General features: G+C 71.3%; 18 protein-coding genes. 9 read left to right on the top strand and 9 right to left on the bottom strand.

Annotated elements, in window-relative coordinates:
• Positions 1 to 158 precede the first annotated feature (158 nt).
• Positions 159 to 1,364 (top strand): glycoside hydrolase family 64 protein, encoded by a 1,206-nt coding sequence (locus AC068Z_RS05060; protein ID WP_478552423.1) that lies wholly within the window; start codon positions 159 to 161, stop codon positions 1,362 to 1,364.
• A gap of 7 nt (positions 1,365 to 1,371) precedes the next feature.
• Here the strand turns inward: AC068Z_RS05060 and AC068Z_RS05055 are convergent, their stop codons facing one another.
• Positions 1,372 to 3,612 (bottom strand): MMPL family transporter, encoded by a 2,241-nt coding sequence (locus tag AC068Z_RS05055; protein ID WP_478552421.1) that lies wholly within the window; start codon positions 3,610 to 3,612, stop codon positions 1,372 to 1,374.
• Between the two features lie 157 nt (positions 3,613 to 3,769).
• Between AC068Z_RS05055 and AC068Z_RS05050 the strand changes: the two genes are divergently transcribed.
• Positions 3,770 to 3,973, top strand: a complete 204-nt coding sequence (locus AC068Z_RS05050) for a hypothetical protein (protein WP_478552419.1) — start codon at positions 3,770 to 3,772, stop codon at positions 3,971 to 3,973.
• A 5-nt stretch (positions 3,974 to 3,978) separates the two neighbouring features.
• Here the strand turns inward: AC068Z_RS05050 and AC068Z_RS05045 are convergent, their stop codons facing one another.
• Positions 3,979 to 5,097 carry a sulfite oxidase gene (locus AC068Z_RS05045; protein WP_478552417.1) on the bottom strand — a complete coding sequence of 373 codons (1,119 nt, stop codon included), beginning with the start codon at positions 5,095 to 5,097 and terminating at the stop codon, positions 3,979 to 3,981.
• A 155-nt stretch (positions 5,098 to 5,252) separates the two neighbouring features.
• Here AC068Z_RS05045 and sthA point away from each other — a divergent pair, with 155 nt between their 5' ends.
• Positions 5,253 to 6,656: a Si-specific NAD(P)(+) transhydrogenase gene (gene sthA / locus AC068Z_RS05040; protein ID WP_478552415.1), complete on the top strand. Its 1,404-nt coding sequence runs from the start codon at positions 5,253 to 5,255 to the stop codon at positions 6,654 to 6,656.
• A gap of 26 nt (positions 6,657 to 6,682) precedes the next feature.
• Here sthA and AC068Z_RS05035 read toward each other — a convergent pair whose 3' ends face one another.
• On the bottom strand, positions 6,683 to 7,165 hold the full coding sequence (locus AC068Z_RS05035) for a DUF5709 domain-containing protein (RefSeq protein WP_478552413.1): 483 nt from the start codon (positions 7,163 to 7,165) through the stop codon (positions 6,683 to 6,685).
• 317 nt (positions 7,166 to 7,482) lie between these two features.
• On the opposite strand from AC068Z_RS05035, the gene AC068Z_RS05030 reads away from it, so the two are divergent.
• Positions 7,483 to 8,955 carry an APC family permease gene (locus AC068Z_RS05030; RefSeq protein ID WP_478552411.1) on the top strand — a complete coding sequence of 491 codons (1,473 nt, stop codon included), beginning with the start codon at positions 7,483 to 7,485 and terminating at the stop codon, positions 8,953 to 8,955.
• A gap of 11 nt (positions 8,956 to 8,966) precedes the next feature.
• Positions 8,967 to 9,926, top strand: coding sequence for a hypothetical protein (locus tag AC068Z_RS05025; RefSeq protein ID WP_478552410.1), 960 nt, complete (start codon positions 8,967 to 8,969; stop codon positions 9,924 to 9,926).
• 2 nt (positions 9,927 to 9,928) lie between these two features.
• Here the strand turns inward: AC068Z_RS05025 and prcB are convergent, their stop codons facing one another.
• The 3 genes from prcB to AC068Z_RS05010 all read right to left on the bottom strand — a co-directional run bounded on the left by prcB (position 9,929) and on the right by AC068Z_RS05010 (position 13,294).
• Positions 9,929 to 10,783, bottom strand: coding sequence for a proteasome subunit beta (prcB, locus tag AC068Z_RS05020; protein WP_478552408.1), 855 nt, complete (start codon positions 10,781 to 10,783; stop codon positions 9,929 to 9,931).
• 73 nt (positions 10,784 to 10,856) lie between these two features.
• Positions 10,857 to 11,798, bottom strand: coding sequence for a lysylphosphatidylglycerol synthase domain-containing protein (locus AC068Z_RS05015; RefSeq protein ID WP_478552406.1), 942 nt, complete (start codon positions 11,796 to 11,798; stop codon positions 10,857 to 10,859).
• Positions 11,795 to 13,294, bottom strand: coding sequence for a hypothetical protein (locus AC068Z_RS05010; protein WP_478552404.1), 1,500 nt, complete (start codon positions 13,292 to 13,294; stop codon positions 11,795 to 11,797). The genes AC068Z_RS05015 and AC068Z_RS05010 overlap by 4 nt, the downstream gene beginning before the upstream one ends.
• A 192-nt stretch (positions 13,295 to 13,486) precedes the next feature.
• Between AC068Z_RS05010 and AC068Z_RS05005 the strand changes: the two genes are divergently transcribed.
• From AC068Z_RS05005 to AC068Z_RS04990, 4 genes are read left to right on the top strand one after another with little or no spacing between them, the layout of a single operon-like run.
• Positions 13,487 to 14,197 carry a nucleoside/nucleotide kinase family protein gene (locus AC068Z_RS05005; protein ID WP_478552402.1) on the top strand — a complete coding sequence of 237 codons (711 nt, stop codon included), beginning with the start codon at positions 13,487 to 13,489 and terminating at the stop codon, positions 14,195 to 14,197.
• Between the two features lie 17 nt (positions 14,198 to 14,214).
• Positions 14,215 to 14,658, top strand: coding sequence for a DUF6325 family protein (locus AC068Z_RS05000; protein ID WP_478552401.1), 444 nt, complete (start codon positions 14,215 to 14,217; stop codon positions 14,656 to 14,658).
• Positions 14,659 to 14,697: 39 nt separating this feature from the next.
• Positions 14,698 to 14,985 (top strand): SHOCT domain-containing protein, encoded by a 288-nt coding sequence (locus AC068Z_RS04995; protein WP_478552399.1) that lies wholly within the window; start codon positions 14,698 to 14,700, stop codon positions 14,983 to 14,985.
• A gap of 16 nt (positions 14,986 to 15,001) precedes the next feature.
• Positions 15,002 to 15,232: a cold-shock protein gene (locus AC068Z_RS04990; protein ID WP_478552397.1), complete on the top strand. Its 231-nt coding sequence runs from the start codon at positions 15,002 to 15,004 to the stop codon at positions 15,230 to 15,232.
• 67 nt (positions 15,233 to 15,299) lie between these two features.
• On the opposite strand, the gene AC068Z_RS04985 is transcribed toward AC068Z_RS04990, so the two are convergent.
• Genes AC068Z_RS04985 through AC068Z_RS04975 form a run of 3 tightly spaced genes read right to left on the bottom strand, consistent with a single transcriptional unit; the run spans position 15,300 to position 19,015 of the window.
• Positions 15,300 to 17,129, bottom strand: a complete 1,830-nt coding sequence (locus tag AC068Z_RS04985; protein ID WP_478552396.1) for a hypothetical protein — start codon at positions 17,127 to 17,129, stop codon at positions 15,300 to 15,302.
• 6 nt (positions 17,130 to 17,135) lie between these two features.
• The gene (locus AC068Z_RS04980) at positions 17,136 to 18,014 is read right to left on the bottom strand and encodes a carbohydrate ABC transporter permease (protein ID WP_478552394.1); all 879 of its coding nucleotides are present in this window, start codon (positions 18,012 to 18,014) and stop codon (positions 17,136 to 17,138) included.
• Between the two features lie 23 nt (positions 18,015 to 18,037).
• Positions 18,038 to 19,015 (bottom strand): carbohydrate ABC transporter permease, encoded by a 978-nt coding sequence (locus tag AC068Z_RS04975; RefSeq protein WP_478552392.1) that lies wholly within the window; start codon positions 19,013 to 19,015, stop codon positions 18,038 to 18,040.
• Positions 19,016 to 19,103: the final 88 nt, after the last annotated feature.

Raw genomic sequence — 19,103 nt, 5'->3', positions numbered from 1 at the left:
GGGCCCTTAGCACGCGGTTAAATGACCGCCGGTTTCCGTCGGCCTCTCGATTTGGTCGAGGACGGCGAGCATCCTGAGAGCGCTCTCAGACGGCGTGATCGCCACCTGAGCGGCAACCCCCACGCCTGCCCGCCACAACGCTCCGGGAGACCCCCCACATGACACCCCGCAACCAGCACCGACTCGGCCGCCGCAAGCTGCTCCTCGCCCTCGGCGGTACCGCCGTGGCGGCGCCCGCCGTCGCCGCCCTCGCCCCGCACGCCCTCGCCGGATCCACTGAGTCCGCGAACGCCGGCGCCGCCGCGGGGCTGCCGCTGACGATCGTCAACGACAGCGGCTCCTTCGACAACGCGAACGTCCACGTCTACATCGTCGGCAACCAGGACGGCCGCCAGGTCCGGGTCACTCCCGACGGCACCCTCGCCCCGGTCGCCCTCTCGGACAACGGCCCCGACGGCTTCACCGATTACGCGATCCCCCTCGCCGGCAGCGGAGAGACACGCCTGACGCTGCCCTACCTGTCCGGGCGGATCTACGTGGCCCTCGGGCAGAAGCTGAAGTTCAAAGCGGTGACCGACGGCAACGGCGCCGCGGCGCTGCAGTACCCGGCCGGTTGGGTGACCTCGGACCCCAACTACCCGGTGCTGCACGACTGCGCCGAGTTCACGTACAACTCCGCCGGGATGTTCTGCAACACCACGATGGTCGACATGTTCAGCGTGCCGCTCGGCATCCGGCTGACCGGCGCCCAGGACCAGACGACCGGCGTGCTGCGCCCCGGCGGGCGGGCGTCCGTCTTCGCGGCCGTACGGCAGCGAGAGGAGTTCGCGCGTCTCGTGGTGGACGAGACCCGGGTGATCGCGCCCGGGCACGGGCTGGACGCGGGGCTGTTCCCGAAGGAGTACTTCGCGCCGTACGTCGACGAGGTGTGGAGCATGTACACCGGACGAGTTCTCGTCGTCTCGACCAATGCGGGCGCGTTCACCGGGCGGGTGCGGGGCGATCGGCTCGTCTTCGACGGGCCCGCCCAGGTGTCCTTCGCCCGGCCCTCGACCCGGGACGTGCTGTTCTGCGACGGCGCCCTCGCCGCGCCCAACGACGGCACGACCGGCCCGGTCGCGGCGGTCCTCGGCGCCGGGTTCAACCGTTCGACGCTCGTGTCCCACCCGGCCCAGCCGACGACCGACCCGGCCGCCTTCTACCAGGGCCCGCTCACCAACCACTACTCCGCCGCCGTGCACGCGGCCACCGCGGACGGGCGGGCGTACGGCTTCGCCTTCGACGACGTCGCCGACTTCGCGTCGTACATCCAGGACACCGCCCCCACCGGCATCCGGCTGACACTGACACCGTTCCAGGGCTGAGGCGGCGTCAGGCCCGCTCGTGCTCTCCCTCGGCGTCGATGTGCGGGAGCATCCGGTCCAGCCAGCGGGGCGTCCACCAGGCGTGCCGTCCGAGCAGGGTCATCACCGCGGGCACCATGAGCAGTCGCACGACGGTCGCGTCGATCAGAACGCTCACGGCGAGACCGAGGCCGAGCATCTTGACCACGATGTTGTCGCTGACGATGAAAGCGGCGAAGACGCTCACCATGATCAGCGCGGCGCACGTGATCACCCGCGCGGTGATCTCCAGGGCGTGGGCCACGGATGCCTTGGCGTCCTGGGTGCGCAGCCAGGCCTCGTGCACCCGGGAGAGGAGGAAGATCTCGTAGTCCATGCTCAGCCCGAAGATGATCGCGAACATCATCATCGGCACATAGCTCTCGATGGGCACCTTGCCGTTGACGCCCAGCGCCGGGCCGCCCCAGCCCCACTGGAAGACGGCGACGACCACGCCGTAGGAGGCGGCGATGGACAGGACGTTCAGGACGGCCGCCTTCACGGCGACGAGGAGGCCGCGGAAGACGGCCAGGATGATCAGGAAGGCCAGCGCCACCACCACGCCGATGATGAGGGCCAGTCGGCTGGAGACGATGTCCCGGAAGTCGACCTGGGCCGCGGTCGTGCCGGTGACATAGCCCTTGGCGTCGGTGCCGGAGACCGCGCCGGGCAGCGTGTCGTCGACCAGGCGGTTGGTCAGGTCGGTGGTGTCGGGGTTCTGCGGGGACACCTTGGAGTACACGGTGGAGATCAGGACGTCCCCGTCCTGGGTCGTCGTGAGCGGGGTGACCGCGGCGGCTCCCGACACCCCGTCGAGGCTCTTCTGCACCTTCGAGGAGAGGTCCGAGCGCTGGGAGTCGGGCACGTCGGTCTGGTCCACCACGACGGTCAGCGGGCCGTTGGAGCCCGGCCCGAAGGCGTCGGACATCAGGTCGTAGGCACGCCGGTCCGTGAAGGACGTGGGGTCGGCGCCGTCGCCGATATGACCGAGCTGCATGGAGAAGACGGGGATCGCGAGGACGGCGACGGTCACGAGCCCGGCGGTCAGATAGCGCCACGGCCGGCGTGCCACGCGCTGGGCGTACCGGTGCCAGGTGCCGTGCGGGGTGGCGCCGGGCTCGGCGTCGGTCTCGGCGACCGGTCTGCGTACCCGGTAGCGGTCGATCCGGGTGCCGATCAGGCCCAGCAGGGCCGGTACGAGGGTCAGGGCGCCGAGCACCGCGGTCACGACCGTCACCGCGGCGGCCAGGCCGAGTTTGCCGATGAACGACACCCCGGAGGCGTACAGGCCGGTGAGGGCGACGATCACCGTGCAGCCGGAGACCAGCACGGCCCGGCCGCTGGTGGCGGTGGCCCGTCCGGCGGCGTGGACCGGGTCGGCGCCGTCCATGAGGTTCTGCCGGTGACGCGTGATCAGGAACAGGGCGTAGTCGATGCCGACGCCGATGCCGATCATCGTGGCGAGTGTCGGGGAGACGGTGGCGAAGGTGAACGCGGCGGCGAGCAGTCCGAGGCAGGCGAGACCGCCGACCACGGCGATCAACGCGGTGACCAGGGGGACCACCGAAGCGATCACACTGCCGAAGCCGATGAGCAGAACGACGATCGCCACCCCGAAACCGATCAGTTCGCTCACCCGGTCGTCCGCCTCGGGCCGGGCCAGCTCGCCGAGCGGTCCGCCGTACTCCACGTCCGCCCCGGCCGAGCGCAGCGGCTGCACGGCGTCGTCGACGCCGTTGAGGTAGCTGTCGCCGAGGGTGGAGGGCTGGACGTCGAAACGGACGGTGATGTAGGCCGTCTTGCCGTCGGTGGACAGCGGTCCGACGTTGGGCTGCCCGTCGGCGGGGGGCGGGGCGTTCAGCGGGTTCTGGACCGACAGGACGTGCGACAGCTTCTGCAGGTCGCCGACGGTCGTGGACATCTGCGAGTCCAGTGAGCTCAGGGACTTCTGCGCGTCGTGCACGACGATTTGGCTGCTGTAGCCGCCGGCTTGGGGATCGTGCTTCTTGAGTACGTCCTGGCCCTTCTGGGACTGCGACTGCGACAGCGAGAAGTTGTCGGAGTACTCACCGCCGTGCAGGTGGTTCAGCGTCTGCAGGGCGACGAGTGCGACCAGCCAGGCGACGATGACGATGACGAAATGCCGGGCACAGGTTTCCCCGAGCCGACGCAGCATCCCCCGCGCGGGAGCCCCGCGCTCTCCCCCCTCGCTCACGCGAGTCGGTGACATGTATGTGGCATCTCTCCGTGACCCGGGACATGACTTTCCTTCATTAGACGCCGAGCCGATCAGTGCGTCATTTCCAGGCGGCGGTCCCCTTCCGGATGCACGGCGGACGAAGGCGTTGAATGGTGATAGGAAGCGATCCGGACCCGAGGAGCAGATCATGCCGACGTCACAGCCCGCGTCTGGGCCGTCCGAGGACCGTGCCACCCCGGACGACCTGCTCCACGCCCGCACCGGCACCGAAGTGTCACCGGAGGACCTGGTCCTTGCCTCGGGCAAGGACATCACCCCGCGCAGTCTCGAATGGGCCAAGCGGAAGCTGGAGGCGGAGGGTCCCGCGGCCCTCGACAAGATGCTCCCCTGACCTGTCTACGGGTCCGGGCACACCACCCGGACCCGCTGGACCAGGTTGTTGGCGAAGCCGCCGCGGTTCCACGGCTGCCGCAGCGGCTGGGTGTGCCCGTCGGCGTCCGTGGCCCGTGCGCTGAGCACGTGCTCGCCGGGTGTCGCGGTCCAGTCGTACCGCCAGCGGTGCCATGCCCACCGGTGGCCGCCCCGGGGTGCGACCTCGGCCCGCCGCCAGCCGCGCCCGTCGTCGGTGCTGACCTCGACCCGGACCACCGGGGCCAGGCCGGACCAGGCGCGCCCCTCCAGGGCCACCGGGCCGGGCGCGACGACCCGGGTCCGGGACATGAAGTCCGGGAAGCCGGGCGGGACCAGCAATGCCCGCGGCGCGATCCGTGTGACGGGCTCGCCCCGCTCCTCGGGACGCTGCCGCAGCCGGTAGGCCACGGCCTGCTGGAAGCCCGTGAACGGCTCGTCGACGACCTGGATCTCGCGCAGCCACTTCACGTGCGCCATGCCGTACCAGCCGGGCACGACCAGCCGCAGGGGCCGGCCGTGCTGCGGGGGCAGCGGGGCACCGTTCATGGTGTGCGCGACCAGGACCTCGGGGTCGGTGCCCAGCGCCACGTCCAGCGGGAGGGCGCGCTGGTAGTCCTGCTCGACACCCCGCTCCACCCCGTGGTCGGCGCCGGTGAACACCACCTCGACACCGTCGCCCTCCACCCCGGCCTCGCCGAGCAGCAGCCGCAGCGGTACGCCGGTCCAGTCGGCCGTGCCGACCGCCTCGACGAGCCAGGGCTGGCTGACCGGGCGGGGGGTGAGCAGAGCCCGGCCGTTGCCCGCGCACTCCAGCGTGACGCGCGTGGTGACCTGGGGGAACGCCTTCAGGTCGGCGAGGCCGAGGCGGAGCGGCCGACGCACTCTGCCGTGCAGGGTGAGGGTCCAGGGGGCCACGTCCGGCACGTACGGGATGTCGTAGTGCGTGAGGACGTAGTGCAGGCCCGGCGGGGTGAGGTCGTAGCGCAGGGCCTCGAGCGGCAGTCCGTGGTTTCTGGTGGCGAGCGCCAGTTCGTCGCGGCCGATCGCCTCGTCGGGGCCGGCCAGCCGGGCGGGCGCGCTCGCGGCACCGAGTCGTGCACCCATACCGGCATTGTCCCGCCGTAGCGCCGCGACCGCCTCGCCGGGTTCACGCGACGGCCGCCCGAAGGCCCAACCGCCGCTCCCCCGGGGCACGTTCGCGCCGTCCGTTTCCGGCCCGCCCTTTCGGAAACGGTCTTCCGGCTGCCAGACTCCTGAGGGTGCCCGACTTCGACATGCTCGTCCTCGGATCCGGTCCGGGTGGCCAGAAGGCCGCCATCGCCGCGGCCAAGCTGGGCCGCCGGGTGGCCGTGATCGACCGCTCCGACATGGTCGGCGGGGTCTCCATCCACACCGGCACCATTCCCTCCAAGACCTTGCGCGAGGCGGTGCTCTACCTCACCGGTCTCACCCAGCGCGATCTGTACGGCCAGAGTTACCGCCTCAAGGAGGACATCACCGTCGCCGACCTGATCTCGCGCACCCAGCATGTGGTGGGGCGCGAGGTGGACGTCATCCGCAGCCAGCTCTCCCGCAACCAGGTCGCCCTCTTCGCCGGGACCGGCCGGTTCGTCGACGACCACACCGTCGCGCTGCGCGAGGTGACCGGCAATGAACGGCTGATCACCGCAGACCACATCGTGATCGCCACCGGCACCCGCCCCGCGCGGCCCGACACCGTCGAGTTCGACGGCCGCACGATCATGGACTCGGACAACGTGCTCGCCCTGGAACGGGTGCCGCGGTCGATGGTCATCGTCGGCGCCGGCGTCATCGGCATGGAGTACGCGTCCATGTTCGCCGCGCTCGGCAGCAAGATCACCGTGGTGGAGAAGCGGGCCGGGATGCTCGACATGTGCGACGTCGAGATCGTGGAGTCGCTCAAGTACCAGCTGCGGGACCTGGCGGTGACCTTCCGCTTCGGCGAGACGGTGGCCTCGGTGGAGCGGCACCCCAGGGGCACGCTGACCGTGCTGGAGAGCGGCAAGAAGATTCCCGCCGACGCGGTGATGTACTCGGCGGGCCGGCAGGGCCTCACCGACGGGCTCGACCTGGACAAGGCCGGGCTGTCCGCGGACCCGCGCGGCCGGATCTCGGTCGATGAGCACTACCGCACCGAGGTGCCGCACATCTATGCCGTCGGCGACGTCATCGGCTACCCGGCGCTGGCCGCGACCTCCATGGAACAGGGCCGCACGGCCGCGTACCACGCCTTCGGGGAACCCGTCGGCCGGATGCACCACCTCCAGCCCATCGGCATCTACACCATCCCGGAGATCAGCTTCGTCGGCCGTACCGAGGACCAGCTCACCGACGACCGCGTCCCCTTCGAGGTCGGCATCTCCCGCTACCGGGAGCTGGCCCGCGGACAGATCGTCGGCGACTCCCACGGCATGCTGAAGCTGCTGGTCTCGCCCGTGGACCGCACCCTGCTCGGCGTGCACTGCTTCGGCTCCGGGGCGACCGAGCTGATCCACATAGGCCAGACGGTGATGGGCTGCGGCGGCACGGTCGACTACCTGGTCGACGCGGTGTTCAACTACCCGACGCTGGCGGAGTCCTACAAGGTCGCGGCCCTGGACGCCACCAACCGCCTCCGGCAGGTGGACCAGATGGACGACTAGGACGCGACGGCGACCTCCCGCCGCCGTCAGACCGTGCCGTCCTCCCCGTCCGGGAGGCGGCCGTCGTCCTCCACTACGTGTACGGCGGCCTCCTCGGCGCCCGCCGCTCCGCCGTCCACGCCCGCGTCGAAGGCGATCTCGTCCTTGGTGGTGTCGGGGTGGGCGCCCTCGTCCGGGGCGACCAGGCGGCCGGCGCGCCGGTCGCCCGTCTCCGGGTCGGTGGGTTCGCCCTCCTCGGCCGCGGCGCCGGACTCCTCCGGGACCTCCTGGGCGAGGCGCTGGTCGAGGGTCTCGCCCTCGTGCTGTTCGGCGGCCGTGGTGCCGTACTTGGTCACGCCGAGCGGTTTCTCCGGCGGTGAGTAGCCCTCGTCGAGGATGTCGTCGTAGGTCCGTTCGTCCACCGCGTCCTGGAGGTCGAGCGGAGCCGCGTCCTGCTGTTCCTCGTTGGTACCGGTGGGCTGATAGGCGTCGTCCGCCATAGACCCGGGATCGCCGCGGTCCGTGCCCATGCCTGCCTCCTGCGTGTACTCGTGGGCGCTGGTTTCTCTCCTGTCTCCCGAACCGCGTTTCCCGATCCGCGTCCGCCAACCACCCGGCCGGTCCTGGGCAGTCGGCCGTGGGGCTATCATCACTCATCACGTGCACACGCGGTGTGATCGTACGCCGACTCTGCGGCTGCACGACCCCGACCGCTCCAACACTTTTCGCCGCCCCCGGCCCGAGGCCATCCCTCCACGGCCCCGGGCGGGTGCAACCCCCCACCCCCCATACGGCGTCGGGCCCCTCGGTGCCCCGGCGGCGTGCACGACGGAAAGCAGCACAGGCCATGAGCAACAACAGGGGCAGAGGGCTTCAGGCAGGCGCCCTCGGTACGTTCGACACGGTGGTGATGGCGGTCGCGGGCAGCGCCCCGGCGTACTCGCTCGCCGCGACCACCGCGGTCCTGGTCGGCGTGGTGGGGACCGCCAGTCCGGCCGCGCTGCTGTACTGCGCGATACCCATGCTCGGCATCGCGCTGGCGTTCAGCTATCTCGGCCGCATCGATGTGAACGCGGGCGCCAGTTACTCGTGGGTGGGCCGAACTCTCCATCCCTTCCTGGGCTTTATGAGCGGCTGGGCGCTGGTGGTGTCGGCGACCATCTTCATGGTGGCCGGTTCGCTGCCCGCCGGTTCGATGACGCTCGCCCTGTTCGACGCCGAACTCGCCGACAACACCGCGCTGTCCACGCTGGTCGGCGCGGCCTGGTTCCTGCTCATGCTGCTGGTGGTGCTGGGCGGTGCCCGGCTCACCGTCCGCGCGCAGCTCGTCATGTCCGGCGTAGAACTCGCCCTGCTCGCACTGTTCGCGGTGCTGGCCGTCTTCCACACCGACAACGCCCGCGCCTTCGACTGGTCCTGGCTCGGACTCGGCCAGTTCGACGGCGTGTCGGGCTTCGCCTCGGGCGCGTTGATCGCCGCGTTCTACTACTGGGGCTGGGACGTCACCAGCAACCTCAGTGAGGAGACCCGCAACAGCCGCCGGACGACCGGACTCGCGGGCCTGATCGGGGTCGGTGTCGTCTTCCTGCTGTTCGAGGTGTTCACCATCGCGGTGAACGTCATCCTCTCCGCGGACCAGATCCAGGCCAACGAGGCCAACGTGCTGGCCGTTCTAGGCGAGGAGATCTGGCCCGGGTGGGGCGGAAAGCTGCTGATCGTCGCGGTCATGCTGTCCACCGTCGCCACCCTGGAGACCACGCTCATCCAGGTCACCCGCTCGCTGTTCGCGATGGGCCGCGACCGTACGATGCCGTCCGCGCTGGGGAAGGTCCACCGCACCTGGAACACGCCGTGGGTGGCCGTCGCCGTGGTGGGCGCGGTGGCCCTCGCGATGTTCGTCGCCTCCAACGCCCTCGGCACGGTCGGCGACATCCTCTCCGACGCCATCTCCGCGATCGGCCTGCAGATCGCCGTCTACTACGGCCTGACCGGCCTCGCGGTCGTCGTCGCCTACCGCAAGATGCTGCTGAAGTCGCCGGCCAACTTCGTCTTCGGCGGAATCTGGCCGCTGTTCGGCGCCCTGTTCATGTTCTGGGTGTTCGTGGAGTCGCTCGGCGAGCTCAGCCCCGCCGCCGTCGCGATCGGCGTCGGCGGCCTGGCCGCGGGTCTGATCCCGATGTTCTGGTACTGGCGCCGCGGCAGCGACTACTACCGGCCCGCGAAGCTGGACGCCACGCACACCGTCGCGACCGAGTACGTCCCCGCCGGCCGCCCGCCCGAGCACGCCCGCGTCCACGAGGGCCTCCCCACCGACTTCTGAGGGGGCCCGCGATGGCGCGCGAGCGCTTCACTCCCGACTTCGACCCCGACTGCGGGGACGCACCCCTGACCTCCGCCCGCCAGGACATCGTCATCGGACGCTGGCAGGGACTGCGCGATCTGCTGCGCACCACCGGACCCGACTGGCTCTCCCGGGGTCACCGGGTGCGGACGCTGGCCCAGGCCTGCGCCGGAAGCTCCACGATGGAGTCCTGGCTGGCCGCCGAGCCGAACAGCGCCGACGCGCTGGTGCTGCGGGCGGCCACCGAGACGGCCCGGGCCTTCAATCTGGCCATCGCCGCGGGCCGGGGCACGCCCATCGACCAACAGCGCGTCGACACGGCCGTACTGGCGTGCCTGCGGGCGGCCGAGGCCTACGTCGACGATCCCACGCCGTGGATCTCACTGATCTCCGTGGCGCGGCTGTACCCGTCCGGGGTGCGGCGGCGGGAACTGGCGCGCTGGTGGGACGAGCTGCACCGGCGCGACCCGTACAGCGTCGAGGGGCACCTGCAGGTACTGCACTACTACTCGGCGCGCTGGCACGGCACCCACGGCCTGATGTACGACTTCGCCCGCGACGCGGCCGGCGCGGCCCCGGCGGGCTGCCCGCTGCCGGTCCTGGTCCAGTACGCCCGCGTCGAGGAGTACCGCTACGCCCTGGACGCCGCCCACGGACAGACCTCCGCGATGGGTCTCGGGCAGCACTGGGACCACGACGGCGCGGTGGGCGACGTACGGCGGACCTGGCAGCGCTGGGTGACGGGCCGCACCGCGACGGCGGTCGCCCCGGGCGAACTGCGCGATCTGCACTGCCTGACGCATGCCGCCTGCCTCGCCGGGCTTCCGGACATCGCCGCCTCGCTGCTGCGGATGACGGGCCGCCGGGCGACCCGCACCCCGTGGTCCTACACCGGGGACCCCGTCAGACAACTCACCAAGTGGCACAAGGAGTTGCTGCCGAGGGGCTGAGCTCACGGGATGGCGTTCGGGCCGTCCGGGCGGCTGCGGCGCTGTTCGACCATCTCACGGCTCAGCTGTTCCGTCTCGGCTTCGGGCAGCCGCTCGAAGCCGTCCTCGGTGATGACCGAGACGATCGGGTAGATCCGCCTGCTGAGGTCCGGGCCGCCGGTCGCGGAGTCGTCGTCGGCCGCGTCCCAGAGCGCCTGGAGCGCCGCCAGGGACGCGTCGCGGCGGGACATGCCCCGGTGGAACAGCTTCTTCAACGCGCCCCGCGCGTAAGGAGATCCGGAGCCCTCGGCGTGGAAGTCCTTCTTCTCGTAGAGTCCCCCGGCCAGGTCGAAGCTGAAGATGCGGCCGTGTTCCCCCTCGGGCCTGGAGGCGTCGTAGCCGGTGAGGAGGGGGACGACGGCGAGTCCCTGCATGGCCTGGCCGAGGTTCTCCCGGATCATGCCCGCGAGGCGCCGCGCCTTGGCGTTGAGGGTCATCGGGATGCCCTCGATCTTCTCGAAGTGGGTCAGCTCCACCTGGTAGAGCTTCACCATGTCGAGGGCGAGTCCGACGGTCCCGGCGAAGGCGACGGCGGTGTGGTCGTCCGCCGGGTGCACCTTCTCCAGATCGCGCTGGGCGATCAGGTTGCCCATCGTGGCCCGGCGGTCCCCGGCGATCAGCACTCCGTCCGCGTAGGTCAGGGCGAGCACGGTGGTGCCGTGCGGCACCTGGTCGGGTGCGGCCCGTACGCCGTCCGGCAACACCCGGCGGGTGCTGAGCAGTTCCGGGCGGTGGACCGCGAGGAACTCGGAGAAGGAGGAGGACCCCGGGACGAAGAACTCCTCGTCCAGTCCTCCGCCGTACTCGCCCTGTGTCATGGCACTCCCCCTCGTCCGCGGTCCGACAACGGGAGTCCTACCTGGAGCGTGCGCGCGGGAAACTCCGCGCCGGTCACAGGGCCTTGCGCCGGATCAGCACCGCGAGCACCAGCAGTCCCGGCAGCAGCGGCAGCCACATCGTCAGCAGACGGTAGCCGAGGACGGCGGAGGCGGCAGCGGCGCCGGGCGCCCCGGCCGCCGTCAGCGCGAACGCGAGCGCGGCGTCGAGGGAGCCGAGTCCGCCGGGGGTGGGCAGCAGGGCGGCCGCGCTGCTGGCGGCGAGGTAGAGCAGCGCCACCCGCAGGGGCGGCAGCGGCAGGCCGACGGCCTGGGTGACGGCGATCAGTACCAGACAGTGCAGTACGGCGAAGGCGAGCGAGCCGCCCCACAGCGCCGCCGCCCGCTGCGGCTGGGCGTGCACGGCCCGGACGTCCTCGACGGCGGTGCGCAGGAGCCGTCGGCAGCGGCGGCGGAGCAGCCAGGCCAGGAGTGCGAGGCCGCCCGCGGTGGCGAGCGGTACCACCGGGGAGACGTCCGGAAGGCGCAGCACGCCGGGACAGGCGACGGCGAGCCCGGCGATCAGGGCCGCGCGCACGATCACTCCGGCGAGGCCCTTGACGGCGACAGCGGTGGCCGCGCGGGCGGCGGTCAGTCCGCAGCGCATCAGGAAGCGCAGGTTCACGGCGCCCGCGCCGAGCCCGGCGGGCAGTACGTGATTGGCCGCGGACGCGGCGAACTGCGCGGCGACCAGGCGACCTCGGGGCAGCCGCTCGGGTACGGCGCCCTGCTGGGCGAGCGAGGCGCACAGCCAGGTGCCGAGGGCCGCCGTGGCGGCGACGAGCAGCCATCCCTGGTCCGCCACGGCGAGCCGCACCGCGCCCGTCTCCAGCGTCGGCCAGTGCCGCCGGGCCAGCCAGCAGGCGGCGACGAGAACGGTGACGGTGAGCGCGGTGTGCCAGTAGGCGGCCCGTCTGCGGGTGGGGGCGGGGGTGGGGGTGAGCGGCTCGGTCGTCATCCGGCTCCGCCCGCACGCGCGGCCGGTGCGACCCGGACGTCCATGCCCTCGAGCCGGTGCAGCTGCCAGCCCCGGGCGTAGGAGGGCGGGACACCGCCGGGCACGCTGAGCGCGGCGACCGGTTCGACGCGTGCGGTGCGCACAATCTCCGCCTTCGTCATATTGGCGTTGTTGCCCCGGATCGCGCCCGAGGAACAGCCCGCGTAATAGGCGATCGGGATCGCCTCGTGGCCGGTGAGCAGACAGGGCGGGCGGACGCCGAGGGCGTGCAGCTCCGCGACGTCCCGGGCCCAGACTCCGTGGTCGCGCACGGTGCGGTCCACGATGTGGTTCAGGACCGCGAACTGCACGGCCAGGTGCGCGGCCACCGCGACCGCCAGAACGCTCGCGGCGACCGGCCGCCACCGCCCGTCGGGAGTGGTGACCGGATGCAGCAGGCCGTCGGCGACGGGGACGGCCAGCAGCGCGTAGGCGGGCAGCAGGAAACGGGGGGCCGCGTAGCCGATCAGGAACAGGTAGGGGACGGCCGCGGTGGTGGCGCACAGGAGCGGTACGAGCGTGCGCGCGGTGCGGCGCGCCCGTACGGCGACGACGAGCCCGAGGACGGCGAGCAGCGGGAGCAGCACCCACCACACCATGACGACGGGCTCGGGCATGGGTCCGGAGCACGGCCGGCACAGGGTACGTCCGACCAGGCTCCGCATCTGGTCGTCCACGGCGAGGTGCCCGCCGAGGCCGCCCTGGACCCGGGAGGCCTCGGCGAGCCGCTCGCGCAGTCCGCCGTAGGAGGTGAACGCCTCGACCACCCACGGGACGGCACCCGCGAGCAGGCCGGCCGCGGTGACGAGCCCGAGCCGCCAGTGCCGCGGGACCAGGGCGGTGACGAGCAGCGGGAGGGCGACCCAGACGGCGTCGGTCGGACGCATCACCGCCATCAGGGCCGTGCCGACGGCCACGCCCCACAGGGCCCGCCGGTCGGGCCGGTCCGCGGCGCGGGCGCGCAGGAAGCAGCCGACGGAGAGCAGGGCGCCGATGGCGACCCAGAGGTTGGGCATGGCCTGCGGGGCGTAGAAGAGCGTCACCCACAGCGAGGCGAACAGGGCGCCCCCGGCGGCCAGGACCCGGGGCGGGAACAGGCCGCGCCAGGCGCGCAGGGCGAGGTAGAGGGCGAGGCCGGAGGCGACGGCGAGGTAGATCCGCAGCAGGCTGGTGGACTCCGACCAGGAGGCGACCGGCGCGACGAGCACGGAGACGCCCCGGGCGCGGGGTGCGCTGAAGAAGGCGGGCGGGGCCTGGTCGCCGACCTGGCTGACGTAGACCGTCTCGTCCCAGCCGAGGCCCATGTCCGGGGGCACGAGCAGGAGTTGTGCGGCGGTGAAGGCACCGGCCACCGCCGCGAGCAGGGCGTCGCCGCGCGTCCGCCAGGATCTGCCGGACACGGCCGCCGCCTCGCGTCGCCCCATACCCGCCAGCATCGCGTTCGTGCCGTGCGCCATCGTCCACCCCTTACCGCCGCGGGTCGTAAGGCCCCTACGACCCGTGCCCGGCCGTCCGAGGCCCGCAGCCAGGGAAACGGGAGAAAACACGGACAAACTAACTCGCGTGAGGCGGATGCGCAGGGTCGAGTTCGGCCAGGTGCCTGACGGGATCCCGGCGGCGGGCGCGGGAGCGGATGAAAGACTCGGTGCGTGCCGCAGACCTTCGACGCTCTCCTCGCCCGCGCCCGGTCCCTCACCGCCTCCGGGCACCGCGCGATCCTCGGCATCGCGGGCAGCCCGGGCGCGGGCAAAACAACACTCGCCGAACGCCTGGTCCGGGACCTGAACGGGTCGGGCACCCCCTGGGTCGCCCACGTCCCGATGGACGGCTTCCACCTCGCCGGCGCCGAACTGGACCGGCTCGGCCGCCGTGACCGCAAGGGCGCGCCGGACACCTTCGACGCGGCCGGGTACGCGGCACTGCTGCGGCGCCTGCGGGAGGAGGCGGACGGGGAGGTGGTGTACGCGCCGGGCTTCGAGCGGGTTCTGGAGCAGCCGATCGCCGGCACCATCCCGGTACCGCCGAGCGCCCGCCTGGTGGTGACCGAGGGCAACTACCTCCTGCTGGAGACGGGCGCCTGGTCCCGCGTACGCCCCCAGCTCGACGAGGTCTGGTTCTGCGAACTCGACGAGGCCGAACGCCTGCGCCGCCTGATCGCCCGCCACGAGGAGTTCGGCAAGACCCACGAGGAGGCGGTGGCGTGGGTGATGAGGTCGGACCAGCGCAACGCCGAGCTGGTGGCGGGGACGCGGGGGCGGGCGGATCTGGTGGTGGGCGCCTGCTCGGGGCCTCCAGAAATGCGCGGACAGCGGGCCGGTGCTGCAATTGAGGCGAGGGGGTGTCGCTGGGGGCAGTCGTGAGCACCAGGGGTGACAGCGTGAGCGAGGAACTCGAAGAAGTGGGCCCGATCGACTACCTGGTCGTCGAATTCCCCGGCAACCGGATGACAGGCGAGGGCTTCCCTCTCCTGGTCGACCTGGTGGACCGCGGCATCATTCGCATTCTGGACCTGATGTTCGTCAGGAAGGACGCCGACGGAACGGTGACCGGCATGGAGATCGCCGACTTCACCGGTGACGGACAGCTCGACCTCTCCGTCTTCGAGGGCGCGTCGTCCGGGCTGCTGGGCCAGGACGACCTCGAGGAGGCGGCCAACGCACTGGAGCCGGACAGTTCCGCGGGCATCCTGGTCTACGAGAACCGGTGGGCCGCGCCCTTCGCCGGCGCCCTGCGCCGTGGCGGTGCCCGGCTGGTCGCCTCGGGACGGATTCCGGTGAACGCGCTGGCCGCCGCCCTCGACGAGGTCGAGGCCACGTCCTGAACGACGGCCGATGACGGCTGACGCAGAAAGGGATCAGTCATGCCAGGTCTTCTTCGCGGGGTGGCCCGCACCGCCGTCGTGGCCGGGACCGCGACCGCCGTGTCGAACCGTGTGAGCCGCCGGCAGCAGGGGCGATGGGCGGCACAGGAGCAGTACCAGGCCGCGCCGCAGCCGCCCCAGCCGACGTCGTACGCGGCGCCGCCGGCGGCGGCCCCCGACATGACGGACAAGATCGAGCAGCTCAAGCAGCTCGGCGAGCTCAAGGCGCAGGGCGTGCTGTCCGAGGCCGAGTTCGAGGAACAGAAGCGCCGGGTGCTGGAAGCCTGACCCTTAAGCTTCACCCATGGTTACTGCGACGGTCCGTGAGTGGCGCGACGAGGAAGGCTGGGGCGTGCTCGACTCGCCCGAGACGCCGGGCGGGTGCTTCGGGCACTACTCCGACATCCAGGCGCCGGGCTTCCGCACCCTGTCCCCCGGCCAGCGGGTCGACCTCGTCTGGGAAGCCCCGGGCTTCAAGCAGGACGGGTACGACTACCGCGCGGTGAGCATCGTCCCCCGGCGGGCCGACTCCTAGCCACCACCGCCCTGGGGCCGGACGGCCCCGGGGCGTGGTCACGCGACCCCCTGTCGTCCGGTGTGCGTCACCCGTGCAGGGTCAGTACGGGAGCCCCCGTGGCGTCGCCCGACGGAGCGCCGATCAGTGCCGTGAAGGATTCCGTGCGCACGGTCAGGCCGTCCCGTGTCTGCTCGAACGCCGGGGCGTACGGCCCTGCTCCCCCGTAGCGCACCGCGAACACGTGCAGGTCCGCAGGGGCGTCCGGGACCGGGCCCGCCTCCAGTGCCGTGGACGCGACCAGGTGGCGCCAGCCCTCGTCGGGGTTGCCGTAGCCGCGGGGGTCCGCCGCCAGGGCGAAGGCCGCCAGTTCCTGGGTGGTGTCCGCGCGGGCGTCGAAGTGGTCGGGGCGGTCCGCGGTGGGGTGGGTCAGGCGAAGGGCGCCTGCCGATGACACCTCTCCCGTCGCCGTCCTGCGCACCCGGTCGCCGTCGTCCGTGGCGTACGGCAGACCGGCGAGCAGGTACGGCTCTCCGGGCAGCCGCTGCACCACGACCGTCGTCCACAGACTCGTGCCGTCGGTGACGTACAGGGACCGCACGTGGCGCAGGACGTGGTCGGGGCCGACCACCGGTTTGGTGACCAGCTTGGCCGTCAGGCCGTCGGCCCGGACGTCCCGGACCCGGACCTCGCCCATCGGGCGGCAGAACAGGAAGCCGTCCGTCACCGGGCCGAAGCCGTGCTGCCGGTTGACGGCCGCGGGCAGGTAGTACGTGCCGGCCGCCTCGACCAGTGAGGGGGTCATACGGTCGTCGAAGGCCACCGAGACCGTCCCCGCGCGGAGTTGGTGACGGGCCGCTGCCGTGGCCGCGGTGCGGTGCCACCGGCCGGTGTCCTGGATCTGCCAGACGAGCATCCACGCGAAGTGCCCGTCCACTCCGCCGTCCCCCTTGACCGCGTGCCGGCCCCACCGGGTGTCACCCCGGTAGCGGCCGAGGTCGGAGCCGATCCGGCGGCCGAAGTAGCGCAGACCCAGCACCGACTCGAAGCCGCTGTGCTGCTCGCTGTAGCGCGGGCCGCCGAGGTCAAAGCCGCCGTTCGTCAGACGGGCGTCGATGTAGCGGGCCAGCGCCTCGCCGTCCTCGGCGAACATCTCCTCGCCGCTGACGCGGTGGGCCTGGGCGAGGAAGGACAGGGAGATCGGGCCGTAGTTGTTGTCGTACGCCCCGCCGTGCTCGGGAGGCAGCAGCGCGCCGCGGTCGCGCACCCGGTGGGCGCGGATCTCCTCGGTGTACAGGCTCAGCGCGCGCTCGCGGACCGCCCCGGCGCGCCCCTCCGGCAGGTGCCGGGCCAGCATCAGGCCGCCGACCACACAGCCGATCGCCTGGTTGCCCGCCTCCTGCGGGTTGAAGAAGGTCGCCTCGGTCAGCCACCGCCAGTAGCCGTCGGCCACCTCGACGAGTTCGGCGCGCTGCTCGTCCTCGACGAGCCCCTCCGCCAGGTCCAGCACGTCGACGGCCTGGAGCAGCGCCCACACCGTGCTCGGCCAGTCGCCGATGGGGTGGGCGCCGGAGGCCAGGGTGTAACGGGCGTACGGCAGACCGGAGTCGCGGGCCTTCAGGTTCGGGTAGCCGGGGTTGTCCTCGGTGTACACCCGCTCGCGCAGATGGAAGCCGAGGCTGCGGCGCACCGCGTCCGGCAGGCGGGGGTCCTTGCCGCGGTGCCAGGCGAGAGCGAGCAGGGACGTCACACCGAGCGAGGTGTCGCCGATGTCGTCGACGCACTCCGGGTGCTCCAGGTTGCCCTCGGGCGTGAGCCGCGCCAGGGCCTCCTCCACGACTCCGGCGAGGACGGCGTCGTACGCCTCCGGGGTGTCGGGAAGGTCGTGCAGGGCGCCGAGCTGGCGGGGAAGATGCACGGGTGGTCAGCCCTTCATGCCGGAGGTGGCCATGCCTTCCACCAGCCTCTTCTGGAAGATGAGGAAGCAGATGAGCGTGGGCAGGAGCGCGAGTGTCGACATCGCGAACATCGCGCCGTACGACGAGCCGCTCGTCTGGTCCAGGAACAGGGTCAGGCCGAGGGGGACGGTGAAGCGGTCGTTCTGCTGGAGGTAGACGAGCTGGTGAAGGAAGTCGTCGTAGGTCCAGATGAAGGTGAAGATGGTCGTGGTGATCAGGGCCGGCTTCATCAGCGGCAGGATGATCTTCCAGTAGATCTGCAGGGGGTTGGCGCCGTCCATCATGGCCGCCTGGTCCAGCTCGCGCGGGATGGAGCGGATGAACTGGACCATGAGGAAGATGAAGAAGGCGTCCACCGCGAGGAACTTCGGCACGATCAGCGGCAGGAACGTGTTGATCCAGGTCAGGTTGTAGAAGATCGTGTACTGCGGGATCAGCACCGCCTGCGTCGGCAGCATGAGCGTGCCGAGCATCAGGCCGAACCAGAGCTTCTTGCCGCGGAACTCGAAGCGGGCGAAGGCGTAGGCGGCCAGCGAGCAGGAGATGACGTTGCCGATCACCGCGCCGATCGTGACGATCAGCGAGTTGGTGATGTAGAGGGAGAAGGAGTTGCCGGAGCCGCTCCAGCCCTCGGAGTAGTTCTCGGGGCGCACCTGGTTCGGGATGAGCCCTGGGTGGGTGAAGATCTCGGTGTCGGGCTTCAGGGAGCTGCTCAGCATCCACAGCAGCGGGTACAGCATCACGACGGCCACCCCGATGAGCAGGGTGTGCACGAGGATGCGGCGCGAGCCGGTGAGCGAGCGCAGCCGCTGGAGGGGCGAGGCGCTCGGGCTGATGGCGGACATGGTGAAGGACTCCTCGCTCAGGCTCAGTCGTCGTAGTGGACCCAGTAGCGGCCGGCGACGAAGTTGACCGCCGTGAAGCCCGCGATGACCAGGAACAGCACCCAGGCCAGCGCCGAGGCGTATCCCATCTGGAGGTCGGTGAAGCCCTTCTTGTACAGGTACAGCGAATACAGCATGGTCGAGTTGAGCGGTCCGCCGGAGCCGTTGCTGATCACGAACGCGGGAGTGAACGTCTTGAACGCATCGATGATCTGAAGGACGACATTGAAGAAGACGATCGGAGTGAGCAGCGGCAGGGTGATCCGGAAGAAGCGGGTGACCGGACTGGCGCCGTCGATCGCCGCGGCCTCGTAGACGTCCTTCGGCAACTGCTTCAGACCGGCCAGGAAGATCACCATCGGGGTGCCGAACTGCCAGACGGCCAGCAGCACGAGCGTGTAGAGCGCGGTGTCGGGGCTGGAGATCCAGTCCTGTCCCTCGATCCCGAACCAGCCGAGGAAGTCGTTGAACAGCCCGTCCCCGCCGAAGACCTGCCGCCACACGATGGCGATGGCGACGGCCCCGCCGAGCAGCGAGGGCAGGTAGAAGGCGGCCCGGTACAGCCCGATGCCCTTCAGATCGCGGTTGAGCAGCATCGCGACGCCGAGCGCGAGCGCCAGCTTCAGCGGCACGGACACCACGACATAGACGAGCGTGGCGTGCACCGAGTCCCAGAAGACGGGGTCGTCGGTGAACATCCGCTCATAGTTGTCCGCCCCCACCCACCGCGCCGGAGTGAGCAGATCGAAGTTCGTGAAGGACAGATACAGCGAGTCGAGCATCGGGTAGACCGTCAGCCCGAACAGCCCCACGAACCAGGGGGCCAGGAAGAGATACGGCCACCATCCGCCGCCGCGCCGTCTGGCGAGGCGACGGCGCATGCGGTCACGCTCCCGCTGATCGGACGGGGTCGCGGGAGCGGACGGCTCCTTCACGACCGCGTCGGTCTGCACGGTGGTCATACCCATCTCCCTGGCCCAACTTCCGGTGTCTCAAAAGATGCGGCGGCGAAGCTCCCTCAAGGGGCGCGGGGAACTGCGCGACAAGCCA

The sequence above is a fragment of the Streptomyces sp. NPDC043726 genome, assembly GCF_056436565.1.
This window is presented reverse-complemented; position numbering and strand designations above follow the sequence as displayed.

What these genes read in the sequence shown, in the direction of transcription:
- AC068Z_RS05060 (WP_478552423.1), top strand. Translation starts at nt 159, where the DNA reads ATGACACCCCGCAACCAGCACCGACTCGGCCGCCGCAAGCTGCTCCTC.
- AC068Z_RS05055 (WP_478552421.1), bottom strand. Translation starts at nt 3,612, where the DNA reads ATGTCACCGACTCGCGTGAGCGAGGGGGGAGAGCGCGGGGCTCCCGCG.
- AC068Z_RS05050 (WP_478552419.1), top strand. Translation starts at nt 3,770, where the DNA reads ATGCCGACGTCACAGCCCGCGTCTGGGCCGTCCGAGGACCGTGCCACC.
- AC068Z_RS05045 (WP_478552417.1), bottom strand. Translation starts at nt 5,097, where the DNA reads ATGGGTGCACGACTCGGTGCCGCGAGCGCGCCCGCCCGGCTGGCCGGC.
- AC068Z_RS05035 (WP_478552413.1), bottom strand. Translation starts at nt 7,165, where the DNA reads ATGGGCACGGACCGCGGCGATCCCGGGTCTATGGCGGACGACGCCTAT.
- AC068Z_RS05030 (WP_478552411.1), top strand. Translation starts at nt 7,483, where the DNA reads ATGAGCAACAACAGGGGCAGAGGGCTTCAGGCAGGCGCCCTCGGTACG.
- AC068Z_RS05025 (WP_478552410.1), top strand. Translation starts at nt 8,967, where the DNA reads ATGGCGCGCGAGCGCTTCACTCCCGACTTCGACCCCGACTGCGGGGAC.
- prcB (WP_478552408.1), bottom strand. Translation starts at nt 10,783, where the DNA reads ATGACACAGGGCGAGTACGGCGGAGGACTGGACGAGGAGTTCTTCGTC.
- AC068Z_RS05015 (WP_478552406.1), bottom strand. Translation starts at nt 11,798, where the DNA reads ATGACGACCGAGCCGCTCACCCCCACCCCCGCCCCCACCCGCAGACGG.
- AC068Z_RS05010 (WP_478552404.1), bottom strand. Translation starts at nt 13,294, where the DNA reads ATGGCGCACGGCACGAACGCGATGCTGGCGGGTATGGGGCGACGCGAG.
- AC068Z_RS04995 (WP_478552399.1), top strand. Translation starts at nt 14,698, where the DNA reads ATGCCAGGTCTTCTTCGCGGGGTGGCCCGCACCGCCGTCGTGGCCGGG.
- AC068Z_RS04990 (WP_478552397.1), top strand. Translation starts at nt 15,002, where the DNA reads ATGGTTACTGCGACGGTCCGTGAGTGGCGCGACGAGGAAGGCTGGGGC.
- AC068Z_RS04980 (WP_478552394.1), bottom strand. Translation starts at nt 18,014, where the DNA reads ATGTCCGCCATCAGCCCGAGCGCCTCGCCCCTCCAGCGGCTGCGCTCG.
- AC068Z_RS04975 (WP_478552392.1), bottom strand. Translation starts at nt 19,015, where the DNA reads ATGACCACCGTGCAGACCGACGCGGTCGTGAAGGAGCCGTCCGCTCCC.